17 protein-coding genes are annotated in these 20,850 nt (G+C 73.1%); 3 read left to right on the forward strand and 14 right to left on the reverse strand.

Annotation, left to right across the window (positions count from 1 at the left end):
- Window positions 1-90: 90 nt before the first annotated feature.
- From AC24FB_RS00480 to AC24FB_RS00535, 12 genes are all read right to left on the reverse strand, one after another.
- The gene (locus tag AC24FB_RS00480) at window positions 91-795 is read right to left on the reverse strand and encodes a trimeric intracellular cation channel family protein (RefSeq protein ID WP_425714180.1); all 705 of its coding nucleotides are present in this window, start codon (window positions 793-795) and stop codon (window positions 91-93) included.
- A 129-nt stretch (window positions 796-924) separates the two neighbouring features.
- The gene (locus AC24FB_RS00485) at window positions 925-1,941 is read right to left on the reverse strand and encodes a TerC family protein (RefSeq protein WP_425714181.1); all 1,017 of its coding nucleotides are present in this window, start codon (window positions 1,939-1,941) and stop codon (window positions 925-927) included.
- A gap of 250 nt (window positions 1,942-2,191) precedes the next feature.
- Window positions 2,192-4,291, reverse strand: coding sequence for an excinuclease ABC subunit UvrB (gene uvrB, locus AC24FB_RS00490; RefSeq protein ID WP_425714182.1), 2,100 nt, complete (start codon window positions 4,289-4,291; stop codon window positions 2,192-2,194).
- Between the two features lie 127 nt (window positions 4,292-4,418).
- Complete coding sequence (locus tag AC24FB_RS00495; RefSeq protein WP_425714183.1) at window positions 4,419-5,258, reverse strand: hypothetical protein; 840 nt, start codon at window positions 5,256-5,258, stop codon at window positions 4,419-4,421.
- A 404-nt stretch (window positions 5,259-5,662) separates the two neighbouring features.
- A complete protein-coding gene (locus AC24FB_RS00500) occupies window positions 5,663-6,400 on the reverse strand; it encodes a hypothetical protein (protein WP_425714184.1) in 738 nt (245 codons plus the stop codon).
- A 108-nt stretch (window positions 6,401-6,508) separates the two neighbouring features.
- Window positions 6,509-7,399 carry a hypothetical protein gene (locus AC24FB_RS00505; RefSeq protein ID WP_425714185.1) on the reverse strand — a complete coding sequence of 297 codons (891 nt, stop codon included), beginning with the start codon at window positions 7,397-7,399 and terminating at the stop codon, window positions 6,509-6,511.
- Between the two features lie 263 nt (window positions 7,400-7,662).
- A complete protein-coding gene (gene coaE, locus AC24FB_RS00510; protein ID WP_425714186.1) occupies window positions 7,663-9,033 on the reverse strand; it encodes a dephospho-CoA kinase in 1,371 nt (456 codons plus the stop codon).
- Window positions 9,034-9,127: 94 nt separating this feature from the next.
- On the reverse strand, window positions 9,128-9,727 hold the full coding sequence (locus AC24FB_RS00515; RefSeq protein ID WP_425714187.1) for a pyroglutamyl-peptidase I: 600 nt from the start codon (window positions 9,725-9,727) through the stop codon (window positions 9,128-9,130).
- A gap of 74 nt (window positions 9,728-9,801) precedes the next feature.
- Entirely contained in the window at window positions 9,802-10,425 is a 624-nt protein-coding gene (locus AC24FB_RS00520; protein WP_425714188.1) for a hypothetical protein, read from the reverse strand.
- 179 nt (window positions 10,426-10,604) lie between these two features.
- Window positions 10,605-12,089, reverse strand: a complete 1,485-nt coding sequence (rpsA, locus tag AC24FB_RS00525; RefSeq protein ID WP_425714189.1) for a 30S ribosomal protein S1 — start codon at window positions 12,087-12,089, stop codon at window positions 10,605-10,607.
- Window positions 12,090-12,320: 231 nt separating this feature from the next.
- A complete protein-coding gene (locus AC24FB_RS00530) occupies window positions 12,321-14,063 on the reverse strand; it encodes a hypothetical protein (protein WP_425714190.1) in 1,743 nt (580 codons plus the stop codon).
- Between the two features lie 7 nt (window positions 14,064-14,070).
- Window positions 14,071-14,517: a hypothetical protein gene (locus tag AC24FB_RS00535; protein WP_425714191.1), complete on the reverse strand. Its 447-nt coding sequence runs from the start codon at window positions 14,515-14,517 to the stop codon at window positions 14,071-14,073.
- 122 nt (window positions 14,518-14,639) lie between these two features.
- Here AC24FB_RS00535 and AC24FB_RS00540 point away from each other — a divergent pair, with 122 nt between their 5' ends.
- On the forward strand, window positions 14,640-15,455 hold the full coding sequence (locus AC24FB_RS00540; RefSeq protein ID WP_425714192.1) for a class I SAM-dependent methyltransferase: 816 nt from the start codon (window positions 14,640-14,642) through the stop codon (window positions 15,453-15,455).
- Window positions 15,456-15,460: 5 nt separating this feature from the next.
- Here AC24FB_RS00540 and polA read toward each other — a convergent pair whose 3' ends face one another.
- Window positions 15,461-18,169 (reverse strand): DNA polymerase I, encoded by a 2,709-nt coding sequence (polA, locus tag AC24FB_RS00545; RefSeq protein ID WP_425714193.1) that lies wholly within the window; start codon window positions 18,167-18,169, stop codon window positions 15,461-15,463.
- Between the two features lie 88 nt (window positions 18,170-18,257).
- On the opposite strand from polA, the gene AC24FB_RS00550 reads away from it, so the two are divergent.
- Together AC24FB_RS00550 and AC24FB_RS00555 are read left to right on the forward strand one after the other, a co-directional pair.
- A complete protein-coding gene (locus AC24FB_RS00550; RefSeq protein WP_425714194.1) occupies window positions 18,258-19,607 on the forward strand; it encodes an MFS transporter in 1,350 nt (449 codons plus the stop codon).
- On the forward strand, window positions 19,604-20,074 hold the full coding sequence (locus AC24FB_RS00555; RefSeq protein ID WP_425714195.1) for a hotdog fold thioesterase: 471 nt from the start codon (window positions 19,604-19,606) through the stop codon (window positions 20,072-20,074). The genes AC24FB_RS00550 and AC24FB_RS00555 overlap by 4 nt, the downstream gene beginning before the upstream one ends.
- Before the next feature lie 78 nt (window positions 20,075-20,152).
- Here the strand turns inward: AC24FB_RS00555 and AC24FB_RS00560 are convergent, their stop codons facing one another.
- The gene (locus AC24FB_RS00560) at window positions 20,153-20,782 is read right to left on the reverse strand and encodes an ANTAR domain-containing response regulator (RefSeq protein ID WP_463653894.1); all 630 of its coding nucleotides are present in this window, start codon (window positions 20,780-20,782) and stop codon (window positions 20,153-20,155) included.
- Between the last annotated feature and the right edge of the window lie 68 nt (window positions 20,783-20,850).

The raw sequence follows: 20,850 nt of genomic DNA on the forward strand, positions 1-20,850 counted from the left end.
TTCGAGCGCCGGGTCGGTCACCTCGTGCACCCCGTGCGGGCCCGCCCGCACCCGCTCCCCGACCACCTCGCCAGGTCTCCGGACGCCCCGTCAGGCCTGGTCGTCGCGCCGGTTCCGCCGCCTCGGCACGCGCGGGAGCGCCAGCCGGGGCGCCTCCCCCGGCAGCTGCCAGCCACGCGACCGGGCGAGGAGGGCGAATCCGGCCGTGACGAGGATCGCCACGGCGAACGCGATCGCCTCCTGCTCGATCGTCGCGCCGACTACCATGACGATCGATCCGGTGACGGCGGGCACCGCGTAGAGGGTGTTGCCGCCGAAGACGGCGGGCACACGGCCGACGAGCACGTCGCGCACCATGCCCCCGCCGACCGCGGTGATGAGGCCGATGAGGACGGCGGGGATCGGGGCGAGGCCGAGGTGCACCGCCTTGAGAGTCCCGATGGCGGACCAGCAGCCGAGCGCGAGGGCGTCGGCCACGACGAGGACCCGGTTGCTCCACCGCCCGTCGAACGGCACGAGGTAGCCGATGAGCGCGCCGGCGAGCGCGGTGCCGAGGTAGGCCGGTTCGGCGAGGGCGACCGGCGGAACCTGCAGGAGGGTGTCCCGGATGAGGCCGCCGCCGAGGCCCGAGATGATGCCGAGGGTGACGAAGGCGACGAGGTCCATCCGCAGGGCGCGCGCCACGGCCGCGCCGAGCACCCCGTTGGCGAGGACGCCGAGGAGGTCGACCGCGTCGAAGAGGGCCTGGAAACGTCCCGCGTCGGCGGCGGCGCCCAGCACGCTCTCGGTCAGCACCACGACATCGTGCCAGCAGCTCGCGCCACGCCGGCACGAGGGCCCGTCACCTGCTCACGTGCCGCCGGCGCGGCACCCGTGGGGGTGCCGCGCCGGGGCAGCGAGCGTGGTGCGGACCCGACGACGAGGTCAGGACTCGTCGGAGTGGTGGCTGCCGTTCGCCAGCGGGTCCTCGGCCGTGCGGCCCTCGGCCTGCAGCTTCCGGCTCTTCGCCAGCGAGGCCACCACGGTGATGACGAGCGCGACGACGATGAAGCTGAGCGAGAACGCGATGCTCGGCTCCGGGATCGCCTCGAGCATCTCGTAGCCGTGGAAGGCGTGGATGAGCAGCTTGATGGCGATGAACCCGAGGATCGCGGCCAGGCCGTAGTGGAGGTAGACGAGGCGGTCGAGCAGCCCGTCGATGAGGAAGTAGAGCTGACGCAGTCCGAGCAGCGAGAAGGCGTTCGCCGCGAAGACGAGGTAGGCCTCCTGCGTGATGCCGAAGATCGCCGGGATCGAGTCGACGGCGAACATGACGTCCGCCGCGCCGAGGGCGATGATGCACAGGAGGAGCGGGGTGATGAAGGTCTTCCCGCCGTGGCGGGCGATCAGCTTGCCGCCCTCGAAGCCGTCGGTGACGGGGAGGATCCGGCGGGTGAAGCGGATGAACCAGTTCTCCTGGTACTCCTCGTCGTCGCCCGGCTTCTCGACGCCCTGACGGGCCTGGGAGATCGCGGTGTAGAGCAGGAACGCGCCGAAGATGAAGAAGATCCACACGAACCGCTCGACGAGCGCGGCACCGATGAGGATGAAGACCAGCCGCAGGACGAGCGCGATGATGATGCCGACGAGCAGGGCCTCCTGCTGGTACTTCCGCGGCACCCGGAACCCGGCGATGATGATGACGAACACGAAGAGGTTGTCGATCGACAACGACTTCTCGGTCACGTACCCGGCGAAGTACTCACCGGCGAAGCCGCTGCCCCAGAAGTACCAGACGACGAACCCGAAGGCGACGCCCATCGCGATGTAGGCGACCGACCACCAGGCGGCCTCCTTGAGGGTGGGTTCGTGCGGCGTGCGCACGTGCCCCACGATGTCGATGGTGATCATCGTGAGGATGACCGCGGCCAGTCCGATCCAGGCGATCGCGTGAACGTCCATGCATACCTCTCCGGTACGTCGAGTGAGCTGGTACCGGAGGTCTCTTCCGCCCACCGTGGTGGGCCGCGACGCCGAGCGGGAGGGGTCCCGCCGTGGTGACGACTGTCGCTGCGGGGGAATACTCCCCTCCGTCGGTGCGAGGCTACCCGACCTCCTCGGCACCCGTCCGGCCAGGCGGGAGAGAGATACCTCGCTCGACGACGAGGCCCCGGCGCCGGACCGTCGCGTGCGGCCGACCGCCGCCGTCGGCTCAGGCCTGGCCGGCCCTCATCTGACGGAGCTCCTTCTTCAGCTCGGCGATCTCGTCCCGCAGCCGGCCGGCCAGCTCGAACTGCAGCTCCTCGGCGGCCGCGTTCATCTGCCCGGTGAGCTCCGTGATGAGCTCGACGAGCTCCGACGCCGCCTTCGCGCCCGCGCCCTCCCCCGCACCGCCGGCCGCACCGCGCCCGGCCTGCCGGGACGCCTTCCCGCCGCCCTCCTGGCGGTAGCCGCCCTCGAGCAGCTCGGCGGTGTCGATCTGCTCGCGGGCGAGCATGTCCGTGACGTCGGCGATCCGCTTGCGCAGCGGGGTCGGGTCGATCCCGTGCTCCGCGTTGTAGGCGAGCTGCTTCTCGCGGCGGCGCTCGGTCTCCTCGATCGCGAACTGCATCGACTCCGTCACGGCGTCGGCGTACATGTGCACCTGGCCGGAGACGTTGCGGGCGGCGCGGCCGATCGTCTGGATGAGGGACTTCGAGGAGCGCAGGAAGCCCTGCTTGTCGGCGTCGAGGATGGCCACGAGCGAGACCTCCGGGAGGTCGAGGCCCTCGCGCAGGAGGTTGATGCCGACGAGCACGTCCGCCGACCCGGTGCGCAGCTCGCGGAGGAGCTCGACCCGGCGGAGGGTGTCGACGTCGGAGTGGAGGTACTGGACCTTGACGCCGCGCTCGAGGAAGTAGTCCGTGAGGTCCTCGGCCATCTTCTTCGTCAACGTGGTGACGAGGACGCGCTCGTCCTTGTCCACCCGTTCCCGGATCTCGCCGAGCAGGTCGTCGATCTGGCCCTCGGTGGGCTTGACGACGACCTCGGGGTCGATGAGGCCGGTGGGCCGGATGATCTGCTCGACCACCCCGTCCGACTGGCCGAGCTCGTAGTCCCCCGGCGTAGCCGAGAGGTAGACGGTCTGGCCGATGCGCTCGAGGAACTCCGTCCAGCGCAGCGGCCGGTTGTCCATCGCCGAGGGCAGGCGGAACCCGTGCTCGACCAGGGTGCGCTTGCGGGACATGTCGCCCTCGAACATCGCCCCGATCTGCGGGACGGTCACGTGCGACTCGTCGATGACGAGGAGGAAGTCCTCCGGGAAGTAGTCGAGGAGGGTGTGCGGGGCGGTGCCCGGACCGCGGCCGTCGATGTGCCGTGAGTAGTTCTCGATCCCCGAGCAGGTCCCGATCTGCTGCATCATCTCGAGGTCGTAGGTCGTGCGCATCCGCAGGCGCTGGGCCTCGAGCAGCTTGCCGGCGGACTCCATCTCGGCGAGGCGCTCCCGCAGCTCGTCCTCGATCGAGCGGATCGCACGCTCCATGCGCTCGGCGCCAGCCACGTAGTGCGAGGCCGGGAAGACGTGGACGGAGCCCGGCGTGCTGACGACGTCCCCGGTCAGGGGGTGAAGGTAGGAGAGCGCGTCGATCTCGTCGCCGAACATCTCGATCCGGATCGCGAGCTCCTCGTAGACCGGGATGATCTCGATCGTGTCGCCGCGGACCCGGAACGTGCCGCGGGTGAAGGCGAGGTCGTTGCGCGTGTACTGCATCTCCACGAACCGGCGCAGGAGCGCGTCCCGGTCGACCTGCTCGCCCCGCGTCAGGTGCATCATCCGGTCGACGTACTCGGTGGGCGTGCCCAGGCCGTAGATGCACGAGACCGACGAGACGACGACGGTGTCCCGCCGGGTGAGCAGCGAGTTGGTCGCGCTGTGGCGCAGGCGCTCGACCTCGTCGTTGATCGAGGAGTCCTTCTCGATGTACGTGTCCGTCTGGGGCACGTACGCCTCGGGCTGGTAGTAGTCGTAGTACGAGACGAAGTACTCGACCGCGTTGTTCGGGAGCAGCTCGCGGAACTCGGTGGCGAGCTGGGCGGCGAGGGTCTTGTTCGGCGCCATGACGAGCGTGGGGCGCTGGACCTGCTCGACGAGCCAGGCCGTGGTCGCCGACTTGCCGGTGCCGGTGGCGCCGAGCAGCACGATGTCCTTCTCGCCGGCCCGGAGCCGCTCGGTGAGCTCGGCGATCGCCTTGGGCTGGTCGCCCGCCGGGGTGTAGTCGGAGATGACCTCGAACGGTGCGTCGTCCCGCTGGATGTCGATGACCTCGCGCATGGTCCCAACCTACGACCCGCCGCCCACAACGGCGGCGGCCGGGACGCGGTGCGGTGACCCGCTCCACGTCCCGGCCGCTGCCGGACGTCGATGGTGATGTCGGACCGCTGCCGGTCCGCCCGGTCGGTCAGGTGACGACGAGGGTGACGAAGCCGCCCGCGCCGGAGTAGGACTCGACGATCGCGACCGCCGGGCCGACGAGGTTGCCGGACTCGATCGCGGCCGCCCGCCAGTTGGACAGGCCGATCTCGTTGTCGTCGTTGCTCCAGCTCGAGCCGTCCGAGCCGACGACGTGGAGGATGGGGTCGATGTCCGGGCTGTCGGCGGAGACGAGCGCCGGGCCCGAGTCGACGTCGACGATCGCGAGCGCGAAGGAGTCCTCCGGCAGGTCCACGCTCGTGGAGCCGAAGCGGTCCATCTGCGCCGTGCCGCTGAGCAGCTCGAACTCCATCGCCGTCGCGTCGCCGGAGTACTCGGAGAAGGTGAGGTCGTAGACGCCGGCGTCGAGGACCGTGACCGCGGCGGCGTCGAACACGTTGTCCGTCCCGCCGAAGAGGTCGAGGTGGTCGGAGCTGTCGTCGAAGCGCTGGTCGACGCCGTTGCCGGAGATCTCGATGACCATGTCCTCCTCCTCGGCGAAGGCGCCGAGCACGACCGCCGAGCGCTCGTCGACGACGAGGCGGCCGTTCCACTCGTCACCCTCGAGCATCTCCCCCGACCCCGAGACACCCACGAGGGTGCCGTCGAAGGCCTCGACGCGGACGGTGTCGTGGACGCCGTCGCCGTAAAGGGTGCTCTCGGGGGCGGCGGGGCCCGGGCCGGGGTCGACGGGGCCGGCGCCGGAGCCGCCGGGAACGTCGGGGCCGCCGACGGGCGGGATGTCGTCACCGGCGCAGGCGGACATGCCCGCTCCGACGACGAGGACAGCGGCGGCCGCACCGATGCGGCGAAGGACGGTGGTGTTCATGATCGCTCCAAGGGGGGTGTGGCTCTCGACCCGCGGGCGGTGCTGCTCGTCGGGCCGTCACCGGTGATCCGGGGACTGATCATCAAGTTAGGGAGGACGTCGACGCCGCTCCAGGGCCGGTGTGGGGCAGGGCACACCTCCCCGGCGCCGCGGCGGTCCGGCATCGTCGGGGCTCGGCCGCCTCCCGTCACCCGGCGGTGCTCTGACCTGCATCGATGCCGGACGGCGCCGGGTGCGTCGGACGCCGGCCCGGCGCGGACGAGCTGCCATGGGGACCGCTCCCCGAGGGGTTGCGCGTCGTCGTCGGGCCGTGCACGACGACGGCGGCGGCCGCTCCGTGCAGGAGCGGCCGCCGCCGTGGGCGCGGGCCGTGCGGGCCCGACGCGGGCGATGTCCCGTGCGGGTCAGACCTCGCGCATGTCCTCGGGGACGTGGGCGATGAGGACGTCGTAGACGCTCTCGTCGAGCTCGGCGTCGCCGGCGCTCCCTGCGATGGTCGTCCCGGTCGTCATGTCCCCGACCTGCCAGACGTACATCTCGACGTCGGTCTCGTCGGGCGGTCCGTCGATGTCGGAGCCCGCGGGCAGGCCGAGCTCGACGAGCTCCGCGCGGATCTCGTCCCCCGTGCCCGGGTCGAGCTCGATGGTCTCCTCGACCTCTGCCTGCTGCTCCGCGGTGTCGCCGTAGAGGTAGGCGATCGAGTCGCCCTGGAGGGTGACGACCTCGGCGTAGGTCGCGTCGCCCTCGGGGATCATGTGCGCCGTCATCACCATGTGCTCGGCCGTGATCTCGGTGAGGGGCTCGCCGACCGGCGGCGCCTCGGCCCCGGTGTCGGCACCCGTGTCACCGTCGGACCCGATCTCGGGCGTGCCCCCGGACTCGGTCTCCCCGGAGCCGCCCGCGGCGCCGTCGGAACCGGTCTCGGTGTCGCCGGCCGCGGCGGAGTCCGACTCGGAGCTCTGCGGCGCCTGGTCCGCGTCGTCGGAGCCGGACTCCGCGTCGTCCTGCGTGTCGGTCTCCGAGGTCGAGGGCTCGGTGGGCTCCTCGGACTCCTCCTCGCCGCCGCAGGCGGACAGGACGAGGCCGAGGGCGGCGACCGCCGCCGTCGTCGTCAGTGCGCGTCGTGCTCGGGTCGTTCGCATGGTGCTACCTCCGTGTGTTGGGGGTCGTGGGTCGGCGCCGTCGGCAGGAGCCGGGCGCGCCGCGGCGGCCGGCACCGAGGTGCCGGCCGCCGCGTGCGGTCAGGAGGGTCAGCTCAGGCCGACCGACGTGGTGCCACCAGAGCTGCCGTAGCTGTTGACGGCGATGACGATCGGCTCGACGCTCTCACCCGGGAGGGTGATGAGCGAGTTGAGGCTGTCGCCGCCGTCGTCGTCCTCGTAGGCGGTGTGCGTGGACGGGATGAACGCCCACAGGACCGAGTCCATGTCACCGTTGGTCGCGATGGACTCGTTACCGGTGGCCAGCTCGCCGATGGCGAGGGTCGCGGCGGAGCCCGAGACCTCGATGTTGGCGGTGCCGCCCGCCGGGATCACCGTGGTGCCCGAGAGCACCTCGACCTGGTACTGCGCGGCGTCGCCGCCGAACTCGGAGATGTCGATCGTGTAGCTGCCGGGCTCGAGGACCTGCGTGATCGCGGGGTCGAGGCTGCCCTGGTCGAAGCTGAAGATGTCGGCGTACCCGTAGGTGTCGTCGATCCCCGTGTCGATGCCGCCGCCGGTGATGCCCATCTGCAGGTCGCCGCCGTCGTTCGAGGTGGCGCCGATCGCGACGGCCGCGCGCTCGGTGACCTCGAGGGTGAGGGTGGCGGAGCCGCCGGCGGGGACCTGTCCGGTGAGCTCGCCCGAGACGTTGACTCCTTCGCCGCCGCCGCTCGCGGGCGGCGCCTCCGTGGTCGGCTCCTCGGTCGTCGGGGGCTCCTCCGTGGTCGGGGGCTCCTCCGTGGTCGGGGGCTCCTCCGTGGTCGGGGGCGCCTCGGTGGTGGGCGGGGTGTCGGTGGTCGGGGCCTCCGTCGACGGCGGGGCCGGCGGCTCCCCCGTGGGGGCGATCGGGCCGGAATCGCTGCAAGCGGCGATTCCGGAGGCGGCCAGGAGGACGATTCCGGCGGCCGCCGCACGGCGGCGGTTCATGGAGATGCTCATGTGCTTCTCTCTCTGTCTCGAGGCGGGTGCGCCTGCGTGGATGGTAGGGGCGTCCGGCTCCCGGGCGGCTCAACGTCCGTGATCCGTGTGGCGGCGGTCCGCACCCGCGAATCCTCGCGGGCCGAACCTTCCGTCTGCCACTGGTTGAAAGGTAGGGCGAAGCAGGCGCCCCGGACGGCACTTTCGACGGGGAGGGCACCCCACCCCATCCGGTCCGGTCCTGTGACCAGGCGCGACGCTATGACGCACAGCGAACACGCCGGTCACGCGGCGTCCGGGTCCCGCAGGTCGAGGTCGGGTTCCACGGGGTGGGTGGCGAGCCGCTCGGTGACGATCGCGGAGCCGTGGAGATCGAACCATGGCTCCTTCGCCTCCGCGTACCCGCCCGTGCGGGGGTCGTCCGCGTGGCTCCGAGCCATCGCCCGCTTCATCGTGGCGTAGTCCGACCGGACGTCGGGATCGTCGCGCAGGGCGTCCCGGAAGGCCAGCGCCCAGCGCCAGCCGGGCGATCCGGTCTCGCGCACGTGGAGGTTGACGGCCCGCCCGGGGTCGGCGTTCCGGTGGAACCGCTTGGGCCACGGTCGGTCGTCGGCCGGCGGGTGGGGGTGGTCCCAACCGTCCGCCTGGCGGGTGGGGAACCCGGCGCGGGCGAGCACGTCCGGCACACGGTCGTCCCCCAGGTCGTCGACGCCGACCTGGAGGTCGAGCACGTCCTTCGCCGCGAGGCCGGGCACGGCCGTCGACCCGATGTGCGAGACGTCCGCCGCCACCCCGGCCTGCTCGAGGGCCGCGCCGAGTCGCGCGACGAGTCGCGCACCCGTCGACGCCCAGAGCCGGCCGACGGTCGTGCCGCCGCCTGTGTCGAGCTCGGCGGGATCGCCGTGCTCGCGGTGATCACCGCGCTCCGTGGGAGATCCTGTCGAGGTGAGCTCGACGGGAGCGGCAGCACCCGCGAGGTCCGCGAGCTCCCCGGGCTCGCGCAGCACCGGGCCGCCGGAGCGCTCGGCGACCGTCCCCGTGCGGACGTTCTCCTCGTAGGGGCGCAGCCGCCCGTGCCAGGCCCGGCGCACATCCGCGACGAGCTCGTCCTCGGACCCCGTGTTGTCGAGCCACACGTCGGCGACGGCGCGCCGCTGCTCGTCCGTGGCCTGCGCGGCCACGCGGGCACGGGCCTGCTCGGCCGTCATCCCCCGGTGCTCGACCATCCGCCGGACCCGCAGTCCCTCGGGCGCGTGGACCACGAGGACGAGGTGGTACCGGTGCGCCACGTCGTTCTCGACGATGAGCGGGACGTCGTGCACGACGATCGCGCCGGGGTCCGCGTCGACCGCCTCGCGCTCGAGCCGCTCGTGCTCGGCGAGCACGAGCGGGTGGGTGATCTCGCCGAGGCGGCGCAGTGCGGCCGGGTCGGCGAACACGACGGCGCCGAGGGCCTCCCGGTCGAGGCTCCCGTCCGCGCGGAGCATCCCGCTCCCCCACTCCCGGGCGATCGCCGCGAGGCCGGGCGTGCCCGGCTCGACCACCTGGCGGGCGAGGACGTCGGCGTCGACGACGACGGCGCCGAGCCTGACGAGCTCGGCGGCCACGGTCGACTTCCCGGCGGCGATCCCCCCGGTGAGACCGACGCTCAGCACGCCCCGGCCCGTCCCGGCGTGTCCCGCCGACCGGGCGTCCAGCCGGGTCCGGGCCGATCGTTCCCCCGCGCGGCCGCGCGCGGACGTCCGAGGCTCACGGCGCGCCCGGGGTCAGCGCGGAGACGATCGCGCGCACGGCCCGCGTGGCGTCGCCGACCGGGAGGTGGCCGGCCGGCGGGAGGTGGACGAAGCCGGCGACCGTGTCGGCGCCCGCCTCCCGGGCGGCGTCGAGCGCGGTGTACAGGACCGCGTTGCAGACGAAGAGGCCCGCGCTCGCGGACGTGGTCGCCTCGACCCCTGCTCCGCGGGCCGCGGCGATCGCCGACCGCACGTCGATCGTCGCCAGGTGGGCGTCCGGACCGCCCGGGCGGACGGGGACGTCCACGGGTCTGTCGTCGTCGACGTCCGGGATCCGCGCGTCGACGAGGTTGACGCCGACCCGCTCGACGGTGAGGACGGTGCGGTCCTCGGCGAGCCCGAGCGCGAGCAGGACGACCGGCTCGTGCTCGGCCACGAGCTCGCGCACGCGGGCGGTGGCGCGGGCGAAGGAGGTGGGCAGGACCTCCGTGACGAGCCGGACGCCGGCGTCGACTCCCGGGTCGGCGCCGAGGGCGCGGACGACGTCGGCGCTCGGGTTCTCGGCGTGTGTCCCGAAGGGGCCGAAACCGGTGACGACGACGGTGCCGGAGGTCATCGGGCGGCCTCGCGGCAGGGACGGGCGAGGGCGGCGGTCACCCGGACAGGCTAGTGCTGCGGGAACGTCTCCCGTCAGCCCTCGTCGCTCGCGTTGTACTCCTCGATGGCGGACTCGCCCTCGGACCGGACCTCGGCCGGCACCTGGTCGAGCGCGATCTCGACGAGCTCGAAGATCGCGTCGTCGTCCCCGGTCACGGCCGAGTTGTAGCCGGTGCCGGACACGTGGGCGATGACGTACGAGCCGCCGACACCGCCGGACGAGTGGCTGTCGTCGTACCCGTCGCCGGTGTCCGCGGGGACCTCGAGCGCCTCCCAGGCCGCCATCACTTCCTCGAGGTCGCCCTCCTGCGCGTCGACGGTCTCGGTGAACCGGGGCTCGTCCTCGTAGCGGGAGCCGGCCGTGTACGTGATCCCGTCCGGGCCCACGGTCACCGTCTCCAGCGAGTCGTGCGGCGGCGGGACCGAGCCGGACAGGGACTCGACCTCGATCTCGAGGTCGGCCGGGTAGGCCGCGTCGACCTCGGGGTCGTCCGTCGGGTCGGTCACGGTGGGGTCCTCGGTGGGGCCGACCGGGTCGTCGCACGCCGCGAGGCCGGCGGCGAGCAGGACGACGGCGACGGCGGCGCGCGCGCGTCGTCCTCGGCCGGCAGTCGATCGCGTGGCGGACGGGACGGAGGTGGGGGCGTCGGTGTGCATGAGGGGTCCTCTCGGTGGCTGCTGCGGCGAGAGTAGTGCCTGGCCACGGCGCCGGGCGCCGCGGATGAGGGGTACCCCTGTCCGGTAGGCGCCGGGCCCGGGAACGCCGGACGCCCGGCCCCTCGTCAGGGAGCCGGGCGTCCGGTGACGGTCCGTCGGACCGCTGGTGCGTTCTCGGGTCAGTTGCCCGTGAGCTTCTCCCGCAGGGCGGCGAGAGCCTCGTCGGACGCGAGCGTGCCCGCGGCCTCGTCGGCCGGCGCGTCGGAGGAGTAGGACGCGGCGAGGTCGTCGCCACCGTCCACGACCTCGTCCGCGACGTCGTCGCCGGCCGCCTCGGCCTCGCGCGACGCCGCGATCTGCGCCTTGTGGGCCTCCCAGCGGGAGTGGGCGGCCGCGTAGTCGGCCTCCCAGGCCTCGCGCTGCGCCTCGAAGCCCTCGAGCCACTCGTTGGTCTCCGGGTCGAAGCCCTCGGGGTACTTGTAGTTTCCCTGCTCGTCGTAGTCGGTCGCCATGCCGTACAGCGAGGGGTCGAAGTCCTCGGAGTCCGGCTCGACACCCTCGTTGGCCTGCTTGAGCGAGAGCGAGATGCGGCGACGCTCGAGGTCGATGTCGATGACCTTGACGAAGAGCTCGTCACCGACCTTCGCGACCTGCTCCGGCACCTCGACGTGGCGCTGGGCCAGCTCGGAGATGTGGACGAGGCCCTCGATGCCGTCCTCGACGCGGACGAACGCACCGAACGGGACGAGCTTGGTGACCTTGCCGGGCACGACCTGGCCGATGGCGTGCGTGCGGGCGAAGGTCTGCCACGGGTCCTCCTGGGTCGCCTTGAGCGACAGGGAGACACGCTCGCGGTCCATGTCCACGTCGAGCACCTCGACGGTGACCTCCTGGCCGACCTCGACGACCTCGGACGGGTGGTCGATGTGCTTCCAGGACAGCTCGGAGACGTGCACGAGGCCGTCCACGCCGCCCAGGTCGACGAACGCACCGAAGTTGACGATCGAGGACACGACGCCGGGGCGGACCTGCCCCTTCTGCAGCGTGTTGAGGAAGTGCGAGCGGACCTCGGACTGGGTCTGCTCGAGCCAGGCACGGCGGGACAGGACCACGTTGTTGCGGTTCTTGTCCAGCTCGATGATCTTGGCCTCGATCTCCTTGTCCACGTAGGGCTGGAGGTCGCGGACGCGACGCATCTCGACGAGCGACGCCGGGAGGAAGCCGCGCAGGCCGATGTCGACGATCAGGCCGCCCTTGACCACCTCGATGACCTTGCCCGTGACGACGCCGTCCTCGTCCTTGATCTTCTCGATCGACGACCACGCGCGCTCGTACTGGGCCCGCTTCTTCGACAGCAGGAGGCGACCCTCCTTGTCCTCCTTCTGGAGGACGAGCGCCTCGATCTGGTCGCCCACGGCCACGACCTCGTCGGGGTCCACGTCGTGCTTGATGGACAGCTCGCGGGAGAGGATGACGCCCTCGGTCTTGTAACCGATGTCGAGCAGGACCTCGTCGCGGTCCACCTTGACGATGGTGCCCTCGACGATGTCCCCGTCGTTGAAGTACTTGATGGTCTTGTCGATCTCGGCGAGGAGCTCGTCCTCGGAGCCGATGTCGTTGATCGCGACCTGCGGGGTGGTCGGGGCGGGGGTGGTGGTGGTCATGTAGAGGGAAACTCCGATGCGGACAGGGATGATCGAGCGGACAGGGACTACGGCGGTTCTCGTGGGCCGCGCGTGCGCGCGGACAGACGGCGCCGACGTTGAATGGTACCCGCGCTCGCAAACCGGGACAAGCACGACGGCGCGGCGGCGTCACCTCGTGACGGGCCTCACGAGCGGTGGGTCGGCTCGACGGTACCTCCTCGACGGACGACGCACCGTGCGGCCGCCGGCTCACCAGTCGAGCCGGACGAGCTCCTCGCTCCCGTGCAGCACGACGGCGTCCCCGACCGGTTCGAGGTAGCCGGCGGACGGCGCACCCCACGTGTCGACGACCGCCGCCGTCCCGGGGTCGACGGCCACGAGGTCGCCGTCGTCGACCACGAGCGTGTCCCCGCGCTCGAGCACGCCCTCGGGGAACAGCTCCTCCCCGACGACGCCGACGACGTCGGAGCGGTCCGCGCTCAGCAGGTGCGTGTCCGGCTCCCCACGCACGAGGACGTGCTCGCCGGCGACCTCACCGCCCGGCTCGAGCGTGCCGGCGAACGTGTCGGTCACCCCGGGGTCGAGGAGGACGGAGTCGGCGCGGCCCGCCCCGAGGTCGTAGCGAAGGAGCCGCCGGTCGCCGTCGAGGACCAGCGGGACGACACGGGTGTCCGGGTCGAGAGCGGTGGTCGCCGCGAGCCGGTTGTGCGGGTCGCGCCACAGCTCGGTGCCGTCGACCTCCATGGCGACGATCCCGGCGCCCGGTTCGTTGCACCACATCGTCGACCCGTCGGTCGAGAAGCGGGTGCACGGCGGGGCGGTGACGAGCTCACCGGCACCGACGTCGACGATCGCCGTGCGCTGCCCCGCCCCGAGCGCGAGCACGGTCTCGGCGACGGGGCGCCAGCGGGGCCGGTCGATCAGCGCGTCACCGCGCTCCCCGGTGCCGCCGACGACGATCCGCTGGTCCCCGGCGAGCATGGCGTCGGAGACCTCGGGGCCGAGCTCGAGCGACCACGTCGGCTCGAGCGAGTCGGCGTCGTACCCGTGGAGGACGACGTCGGTGCCGCCGGCCGGCTGGTCGAGGACGACGAGCGTGTCGCCGAGGACGTAGAGGGAGGACAGGTAGCCCTCGATCTCGGCGGTGCCGGTCGACTCCCCCGTGGTCGGGTCGATGAGGTGCGCGGTCCACGCGGTGCCGAGCCCGTCGTCGTCGGTGCCCGTCGCCTCGAGGCACGCGAGGTCTCCGCCGGGTGCGGGGTTGCGCGCGCACAGCACGTGGCTGAGCGCGCGGGTCCAGGTGGGCTCCCCCGTGCCCGGGTCCACGCCGACGAGCTCCGCCTCGAGGGTCTCCGGGTCCTGGGCGACGACCGCCCACGCGCCGTCGGAGTCGAGCACCCCCTCGTCGTCGAAGGATCCGTCGACGTTGCCCCGCAGCTGCGCGTCCGCGAGATCGGACAGCGCCGCGACCTCCGCCTGCCACAGGACCGGGAAGTCCGTCGCCGCCGGGGAGGGCTCGTCCGCGGGGCCGCCGCCGGGCGGCGGGTCGGGGTCGGGCGACGTGCCGACGAGGGTGGAGAACGAGAGCGCGAGGCCGACGAGCAGAAGGACGACGACGAGCGCGAGCGTGACCGGCCCGTAGGTGCGGGTGCCGATCCGTACCCCGCGCATCGCGGGGTAGCGCGAGGCGTGCGGGGCGTCGGCGCGGAATCCCGACGGCCGGGTCGCGCGCTGCGGCCCGGAGGTGGTCGCCGGATCCGCGGGCCGGGCGGACGGATCATGGCCCGCGCCGGCGGGACTCGTCGGCCCGACCTCCGGCCGGTGTCGGCGCGTGAGCTGCTCGAAGCTGTCGAGCCGACCGGGCACGGGCGTCCGATCTCCTCCGTGCCCGGGCTCCTCGCGTTCGATCCCGTAGCCGCGCAGGTAGTGGTCCGAGGGCTCACGCCTCCGGTCGCGGCCCCCGGGCGGCGGCCGGAACCGCGCGTCACCCACGCCGGTCCTAGAGCGCGACCGCGACGCCGATGAGCGCGATCAGCACGGGCAGCCCGACGAAGAGCCCGACGTAGATGGCGATCGCCGCGACCGATGCCTTGTGCGCCCCACCGCGACCGGCGTCGGTGTCGGCCGGCGCGCGGCCGTAGTCGTTGCGCGGCCCGAGGTCGGGGCCGCCGAGGTTCTGGCCGCCGTAGGGCTGCTGCCCGCCGTAGGCCTGCCCGGCGTAGTTCTGGCCGCCGTAGTTCTGGCCGCCGTAGTTCTGGCCGGTGTAGCCCGGGTTGCCGTAGCTCTGCCCGCCGGACGGCTGCTGGGCCGCACCCGGGGAACCCGCGGAGGAGGGGTCGGCGCCGGAGAACTGCCCGCTGCGGCCGTGCTCGGGATACACCCCGCGCGCCTGGGGGTCCCCGTGCGCGTACGGGTCCTGCTCGTTCCATCCGTATCCGGTGCTCATGTCGCTCCCTGGTTCCGCGGGCGGGTGCCCTGCCAGGACGGTAGCGCCTCGCCGCACGGGTGATGCGTCGTCGGGACGTGGAGCGCTCCCCCGCCGTCGAGGGAGCGTGGGAGCATCGGCCGGTGAGCGGATCCGAGGGGCCCTGGTCGGGGTTTCGCGACGTCGACGGCGAGGCTGCGGCGCGGGCGAACGCGGCGGCCTGGTCCGCGGACGCGTCCGAGTACCTCGCCGAGCACGGCTCGACCCTCGGCGCGGCGGACCTCGTGTGGTGCCCGGAGGGCCTGCGGGAGGCCGACGCCCACCTGCTCGGGGACATCGAGGGGCTGCGTGGACGGCTCGTGGTCGAGGTCGGTGCCGGGGCGGCGCAGTGCTCGCGCTGGCTCACCGCGCAGGGGGTGCGGGCCCTCGCCACCGACGTCGCGGAGGGGATGCTGGCGGCGGCCCGCGACCTCGACCGGGCCACCGGGATCCGCACGCCGACCCTCCTGGCGGACGCCCGCGCCCTCCCTCTGCCCGACGCCTGCGCGGACGCCGTGTTCACCGCCTTCGGCGCGATCCCGTTCGTCCCCGACGCCCACCGCGTGCACGCCGAGGCGGCCCGCGTGCTGCGCCCGGGCGGCCGGTGGGTCGCCTCGGTCACCCACCCCGCGCGATGGATGTTCCCCGACGACCCGACGCTCGCGGGCACGACCGTCAGCCGCTCCTACTGGGACCGGCGGCCGTACGTCGAGACGGAGTCGGGGGCGGTGACCTACGCGGAGTTCCACCGCACGGTCGGCGACCACGTGCGCGACGTCGTCGCGGCGGGTCTGCGGGTGGTCGACATCGTCGAGCCCCGGTGGCCCGCGGGCCGGGACGTCGTGTGGGGCGGCTGGGGCCCCGAGCGCGGCGCGCTGGTGCCCGGCACCCTCGTCCTCGTGGCGGAGCGGCCCGCGTAGCCGGGTCAGTGGGCGGCGTCGCGCCAGCTTCGGCCCACGCCGACCGAGACGTCGAGCGGGACCGACAGCTCCGCCGCCTGACCCATGGTGTCGCGGACGACCTGCTCGACCTCCTCGCGCTCACCGGGGGCCACCTCGAGCACGAGCTCGTCGTGGACCTGGAGCAGCACGTCGGAGGCGAGGCCCCGCTGGGCGATCTCCGCGTCGAGCCGGATCATCGCCACCTTGATGATGTCGGCCGCCGAGCCCTGGATGGGCGCGTTGAGGGCGATGCGCTCGGCGAGCTCGCGGCGCTGCCGGTTGTCCGACGTGAGGTCGGGCAGGTAGCGACGCCGGCCGAGGATCGTCGCGGTGTACCCACGCGTCCGCGCCTCGTCCTGCACCCCGCGCAGGTAGTCACGGACCCCGCCGAACCGCTCGAAGTACCCCTCCATCAGGGAGCGCGCCTCCTCGACCTCGACGCCGAGCTGCTGGGAGAGCCCGAAGGCGCTGAGGCCGTAGGCCAGCCCGTAGCTCATCGCCTTGATGCGCCGGCGCTGCTCGGCCGTCACCGCGTCGACCTCGACGCCGAACACGCGCGAGGCGACGAACGCGTGCAGGTCCTCGCCCGAGCGGAACGCCTCGATGAGCGCCTCGTCCCCGGACAGGTGCGCCATGATCCGCATCTCGATCTGCGAGTAGTCGGCGGTCATGAGCGACTCCCCCGCGTCGCTGACGACGAACGCCTGCCGGATGCGCATCCCGTCCTCGCTGCGCACGGGCACGTTCTGCAGGTTGGGGTCCTTCGAGCTGAGCCGGCCCGTGGCGGCGACGGTCTGCTGGAAAGTGGTGCGGATCCGGCGGTCGTCCTGCACCTCCGCGCGCAGCCCGTCCACGGTCTGGCGCAGCTTGATCTGCTCGCGGTGCCGCAGGAGGGCCACGAGGAACGGGTGCTGCGTCTGCGCGAGGAGCCACTCGAGGGCGTCCGCGTTCGTCGTGTACCCGGTCTTCGTCTTCTTCGTCCGCGGCATGTCGAGCTGATCGAACAGGACCTCCTGGAGCTGCTTGGGACTCCCGAGGTTGACCTCCCGGTCGATCGCCTCGTAGGCGGCCGCGGCGGCGTCCTCGACCTGGGCGCCGAACTCCCCCGAGAGCCCGTCGAGGTAGTCGGTGTCCACCGCGATGCCCCGGTCCTCCATGCCCTGAAGCACGCGCTGCACCGGCAGCTCGAGGTCCGTGAGCAGCCCGGTGCCGCCGGCCTCCTCGAGCTCGCCCGTCAGTGACGGCACGAGGGCGAGGCTGGCATGGGCGCGCCGGGCGAGGGCCTCCTCGGCCGCCCCCTCCTCGAGGGAGAGGTCGAGCTCCCCCTGGGCGGCGCCCGACGCCGGGTCGAGGTCGAGGCCGAGGCGCTCCGTCGCCAGGTCGGCGAGCTCGAGGTGCCGGGCGTCCGGCCGGGCGATGTAGCCGGCCAGCGCCGGGTCGTAGGTCACGCCGGCGAGCTCGAGGCCGCCGCCCCGCAGCGCGTGCCAGGCCGCCTTGGCGTCGTGCACGGACTTGGGCGCGTCGGCGTCGGCGAGCCAGGCGCGCAGCGCGGCCTCGTCGTCGCCCGCGACCTCGGTGAGGTCGACGGTCACGGCGTGCGCGTCGGCGTCGGCGATCGCGAGGGACACCGCCTCGCCGCGGCCGGGCCGGCCCGATCCCTCGACGTACAGGCCGAGCCTGGCGCCCGCCCGGTCCGCGAGCCAGGCGCCGAGGCCGCCCTCCTCGGGACTGTCGACGACGAGGACGGGACCGTCGGGCTCGGGCGCCGTGCCGTCGTCCGGCAGGACGGCGAACAGCCGGGTGCGTAGCTCGGTGAACTCGAGCACGTCGAACAGGCGGGTGAGCTCGCCACGGTCCGGGTCCTCGGGCGGCAGGTCGGCGAGCGCGGCGCCGACGTCGGCGTCGGTGAGGAGGTGGTTGAGCTTCCGGTTCCGCAGGACGTCGGCGAGGTGCTCGCGGAGCGAGGCGCCCGCCTTGCCCGGCACCTCGTCGACCCGGGCGACGATGTTGTCGAGCCCGTCGAACTGGTTGATCCACTTGGCGGCGGTCTTGGGACCCACGCCGGGCACGCCCGGGAGGTTGTCGGCCGTCTCCCCGGTCAGGGCGGCGATCTCGGGGTAGCGGTGCGGCGGGACGCCGTACTTCTCCTCCACGGCGGCGGGCGTCATGCGGGCCACCGTCTTCACGCCCTTGATCGGGTAGAGCACGGTGACGCGGTCGTCGACCAGCTGGAACGCGTCGCGGTCGCCGGAGACGACGGACACGGTCATGCCGGCCGCCGACCCCTCGTGGGCGAGCGTGGCGAGAATGTCGTCCGCCTCGAGCCCGTCCTTCTCCAGGGTGGCGATGCCCGCGGCGCGCAGGACCTCGGCGATGAGCGGCACCTGGTCCTTGAACGCCTCCGGGGTGGCGTCGCGGCCGCCCTTGTAGTCGGCGTACTCCTCGTCCCGGAAGGTCGGCGCGTGCGTGTCGAAGGCAACGGCGACGTGCGTGGGCCGCTCGTCCGTCAGCAGGTTGATCATCATCGCGACGAAGCCGTAGATCGCGTTCGTGCTCTGCCCGGCGGAGTTGACGAACTTGTCAGCGGGCAGCGCGAAGAACGCGCGGAACGCCATCGAGTGCCCGTCGATGAGCAGGAGGCGCCCCTGCGTCGACTCGTGGGTCGTGCCGGCCTGGTCGGTGGTGTCGCTCACCCGGCCCAGCCTAGGTCCCCCCGCCGACGTCGACCTGCGCGGCGTGGACCTGGCCGCCGCACCTCGCGCCTCCTGGCAGGCTGGGCGGGTGCCCGAGCCCCGCGTCCCCGGTTCCCGCCGGCTCGCGTACGCGGCCGGCATGTTCGGGTCCTCGCTCCCGATCAACCTCGTGCGCGGCTCGATCCTCCTGTACTACGTCGACACCCTCGGCATGGACGCGGGCGCGTACGCGATCGTCATGGTCGTCTACGCGATCGTCGACGCGATCGACAACCCCGTCTTCGGCCACCTCTCGGACGGCACGCGCACGCGCCTCGGGCGCCGACGGCCCTGGCTCCTCGTCGCGGTGCCGACGCTCGTCGCGGTGTTCGTCGCCCTGTTCTCGGCCCCGGCCACCCTCGACGGCGCGGCGCTGGTCGCCTGGTTCGCCGTGTTCGTCATCCTCACCGAGGCCGCGGACTCCCTCTACAACGCGAACTACACCGCCCTCCTGCCCGAGCTGTTCCGCACCGAGTCCGAACGCTCCGTCGTCAACGCGATGCGCCAGGCCTTCCAGCTCGCCGCCATGGTGATCTCCGTGGCGCTCACACCCACCCTGACCACGCGGTGGCTCGGCAGCGAGCACGGCCCCGAGGGCTTCACGAGGACCGCGATCCTGCTCGGCGTCGTCGCCCTGCTCGTCATGGGGGCGATGGTGCTGACGGTCCGCGAGGACGACGCCGTCCAGGCCGAGCCACCCACCCCGTTCGTCTCGGCGATCGGCGGCGTCCTGCGCACCCCCGAGCTCTGGCTCGTCGGCCTGACCACCGCCGCCTACGGGGCGGCGCTCGGGCTCCTGCTCTCCGGCATCCAGCTGTGGATGCGCTACACGCTCGAGCAGCCGGTCGCCTCGACCACGCCGGTGCTCGCCGCCGCGATCCTCGTCGCCGCCGCCGTCCTGCCCGCCTGGGCGTCGCTCGTCCGCCGGACCGGCGCGCCGCGGGCATGGCGCTGGGCCCTCACCCTCCTCGCGCTCTCCTTCCTCCCGCTGTGGTTCGTCGGCACGGTGCCGGGCGCGGTGGCCGCGGCCGCCGTCGTCGGGGTCGGCTACGGCGGCGTGCTCGCCACGACCGACCTCGTCACCGCCCGCGTGCTCGACCGGGACGCCCGCCGCACCGGCCTCCACCGCGAGGGCGTCTTCCTCGGGACGTTCGGCGTCTTCGCCCGGCTCACCGGCGCGCTGGGCGGCCTCGCCCTCGCCTCGCTCGACCCCCTGTTCGGCTATTCCGGCGGGGACTCCCCCGGGGACTCCCCCGGGCTCGCGTTCCGCGTCTACACATGCCTCTACCCGGCGTTGCTCGTCGGCGTCGCGGCGGTCGCCGCCCGCTTCGTCCGGGTCGACGACGAGGTGGACGGGCGGCCGGGGGCCGACCCGGCCCGTGGGACCATCCAGGGGTGACGGAGCACAGCCGCACCGACCGGCAGCCCTCAGGACCAGGGTCCGACGACGACGCGCCCACCGCGGTCGACCTCGCCCAGGTGGCCGACCGCACCCGGGTCGGTCTCGCCGCCCGGATGGGCATCGAGGTGACCCGCGCCGAGCGCGGGCTCGTCGAGGCGACCATGCCGGTCGAGGGCAACACCCAGCCGATGGGGCTGCTCCACGGGGGCGCGAGCGCGGCGCTGGCCGAGACGGTGGGCAGCGTGGCGGCCATGATCGCTGCGCCCGAGGGCCACCTGCCCGTCGGGGTCGACCTCAACGCGACGCACCACCGGTCGGCGCGCGAGGGCAGCGTGACCGCGACCGCCCGCGCGCTGCACGAGGGCCGCCGGGCGTCGAGCTACGCGATCGAGGTGCGCGACGAGGCCGGACGCCTCCTGTGCTCGGCCCGGCTCACCTGCCAGTTCGTGGCTGCCCGCGCCTGAGCGTGGCCGGTCCCGCGAACGACGAACGCCCGGCCGCGCGGGCCGGGCGTCGTCGGACGGGTGTGTGTGGTCTCGGCGTCAGCCGCGTCCACCGACCTGCTCGATGACGGCGTCGGCCACCTCGCGCATGGTCAGGCGTCGGTCCATCGACGTCTTCTGGATCCAGCGGAAGGCCTCGGGCTCCGAGAGGCCCATCTTCGTCTGCAGGAGGCCCTTGGCACGGTCCACGCGCTTGCGGGTCTCGAACTGGTCGACCAGGGACGCGACCTCGGACTCGAGCGCGATGATCTCCTCGTGCCGGCTCACGGCGATCTCGACGGCGGGGACGAGGTCGGCCGGCGTGAACGGCTTAACGACGTAGGCCATCGCCCCGGCCTCGCGGGCGCGCTCGACCAGCTCCTTCTGGGAGAAGGCGGTGAGCATGACGACCGCGCACGTGCGGTCCGCCATGATCTTTTCGGCGGCGGTGATGCCGTCCATCACCGGCATCTTGACGTCCATGACGACGGCGTCGGGCTCGAGCTCGGCGGCGAGTCGGACGGCCTGCTCGCCGTCGGCCGCCTCCCCGACGACCTCGAAGCCGGCGTCGCGCAGCGTCTCCACGATGTCGAGCCTGATGAGGGTCTCGTCCTCCGCGACGACGACGCGGCGGCCCTCGCGCTCGGGCTCGTCCACCGCCTCGGGGGCGGACGTGAGGATGTCCGCCAGGTCGTCCGGCTCGGTGGTCTGGTTGTCCGTCCGGGCGTCGTCGCCCGCGGAGCTGTCGGTCGTGGTCA

It is taken from the genome of Georgenia sp. Z1344 (assembly GCF_057652375.1).